The following is a 2246-nucleotide window of genomic DNA, read 5'->3' as shown; positions in this document are numbered from 1 at the left end:
TGCCGGGCCTGCGCCTGACCTGGATCGACACCGATGCCACGCGCTTCCCGGACGTGCCGGAGGGCGTCGTGCAGAAGATCGCCGCCAACCCGGCCGATCTGGTGGCGGATGCGCCCTCTCATGCCGAGCATCTGGTCCTGACCTTCAGCCATGCGCTCGATCTGGAGATCTGTCACCGGCTTCTGGGCCATGGGTTCGGCACGGCGGGGCTGATCGGATCGGCGACGAAATGGGCGCGGTTCCGGTCGCGGCTGAAGGCCCTTGGCCACGGGGAAGGCCAGATCGACCGCATCCGCTGCCCGATCGGCGACCCAAGCCTTGGCAAGCATCCGCAGGCGATTGCGGTGGGCGTGGCCACTGAAGTACTGAAAGAAAAAACCGCCCAGAACTCACATAAGGAACGCGCGGGATGACGGGGGAAGTTCTTATCGATATCAATGGGATAAGCAAGTCTTATCCCGGGGTGAAAGCGAACGAGGATGTCTCGTTCAAGATCGGCGTCGGCGAGGTTCACGCGCTTCTGGGGGAAAACGGCGCGGGCAAGTCCACGCTGGTCAAGATGATCTACGGCCTTGTGAAGCCCGACGAGGGGCGGATGACGCTGAGGGGCAAGCCCTTCGCACCGACCGCGCCGAGTGTCGCGCGGGAACTGGGCGTGGCGATGGTCTTCCAGCACTTTTCGCTGTTCGAGGCGCTGAACGTCGCGGAAAACGTCGCCCTTGGCATGGAAAACCCGCCTCCGATGCGGGAACTCGCCGCGCGCATCCGGGCCGTCAGTGAGGAATACGGGTTGCCGCTCGACCCTTCGCGCATGGTCGGCGACCTTTCGGCGGGCGAACGCCAGCGGGTGGAGATCGTCCGTTGCCTGCTCCAGGACCCGAAGCTTCTGATCATGGATGAACCGACCTCTGTGCTGACGCCGCAGGAGGTGGAGATCCTGTTCCGGACGCTGCGGCAATTGTCGGCCGAGGGCACCGCGATCCTCTATATCTCGCATAAACTGGAAGAAATCCGCACACTCTGCGATGCCGCGACGATCCTCAGACGCGGCAAGGTCGTCGGCACTGCCGATCCGAAACAGTCCACGGCGCGGGAACTCGCAGAACTGATGGTCGGCGCTACGCTGACACCGCCCGAACGCAAGGCCGCCGACAAGGGTGAAGTGGTCCTCGGCGTGACCGAGCTGTCGGTCGCCTCGCCCATCCCCTTCGGCACGTCGCTGAAGAATGTCGGTTTCACCGTCGCGCGGGGCGAGGTTCTGGGTATCGCCGGGGTTGCCGGCAACGGGCAGGACGAATTGCTGCTGGCGCTCTCGGGCGAGTTGAAGACCGCGCCCGACAAGGTTCGCCTGAACGGCCATGCGGCGGGCGACTACGGCCCGTCCGAGCGGCGCAATGCCGGTCTGGTGGCCGCGCCCGAGGACCGCTATGGCCATGCCGCAGCACCCGATATGTCACTGGTGGAAAACGCTTTCCTCAGCGGATATCTGCGGCGCAAGCTGTCAAACAAGGGCTTCATCGACTGGCCCGCAACCCGCGCTTTCGCCGATGAGGTCATTGCCACCTATGACGTCCGCACGCCCGGCAACCATGTCGCCGCCCGCGCCCTGTCGGGCGGCAATTTGCAGAAATTCCTGATCGGGCGCGAGTTGGACCAGACACCGGAAGTCATCGTCATCAACCAGCCCACCTGGGGCGTCGATGCCGCCGCCGCCGCCGCGATCCGGCAGGCGATCCTGAACCGCGCGGCGGAAGGTGCCGGGGTCGTGGTGATCAGCCAGGACCTTGATGAGCTTCTGGAGATCGCGGACATGTTCGCGGTTCTGAACGAGGGGCGGCTTTCAAAACCGCGCCCGGTGAAGGGCCTCACGATCGACGAGATCGGGCTGATGATGGGCGGCGCCCACGGAATGGAGGTCGCGCATCATGCTGAGGCTTGAGAAACGACCGACGCCCTCGCAATTCTGGCAATACGGCACGCCCGTCGTTGCTGTCCTTCTAACCATGGTCGTCGGCGGTATCCTTTTTGCGATGCTCGGCAAGGACCCATTCGTGGTAATCCGTACGATTTTCTGGGACCCGATCTTTGGCGAATTCGCGTTCTACCTGCGCGGCCAGCTTCTGGTGAAGGCCGGGCCCCTGATCCTGATCGCCATTGGCCTCGCGCTCGGCTTTCGGGCGGGCATCTGGAATATCGGGGCCGAAGGTCAGTACATCATGGGCGCGGTGATCGGCGCGTCGGTGGGC

At 64.3% G+C, this 2246-nt stretch carries 3 protein-coding genes; all 3 read left to right on the top strand.

All coding sequences use genetic code 11. The features are described from left to right. A partial coding sequence (locus WBB85_RS15030; protein WP_432639412.1) for an XdhC family protein occupies nucleotides 1–413 on the top strand: 413 nt, incomplete at its 5' end. Then, on the top strand, nucleotides 410–1939 hold the full coding sequence (locus WBB85_RS15025; RefSeq protein ID WP_432639411.1) for an ABC transporter ATP-binding protein: 1530 nt from the start codon (nucleotides 410–412) through the stop codon (nucleotides 1937–1939). The genes WBB85_RS15030 and WBB85_RS15025, both read left to right, overlap by 4 nt. After that, the coding region (locus WBB85_RS15020; RefSeq protein ID WP_432639410.1) for an ABC transporter permease subunit at nucleotides 1926–2246 on the top strand (321 nt) is incomplete at its 3' end. The genes WBB85_RS15025 and WBB85_RS15020, both read left to right, overlap by 14 nt.

It is taken from the genome of Albidovulum sp. (assembly GCF_049646345.1).
In the GTDB taxonomy this organism is placed as follows: Bacteria; Pseudomonadota; Alphaproteobacteria; order Rhodobacterales; family Rhodobacteraceae; genus Albidovulum.
This window is presented reverse-complemented; position numbering and strand designations above follow the sequence as displayed.

Excerpts from the sequence above, each read along its gene's own strand:
- WBB85_RS15025 (WP_432639411.1), top strand. The coding sequence starts at position 410 with ATGACGGGGGAAGTTCTTATCGATATCAATGGGATAAGCAAGTCTTAT.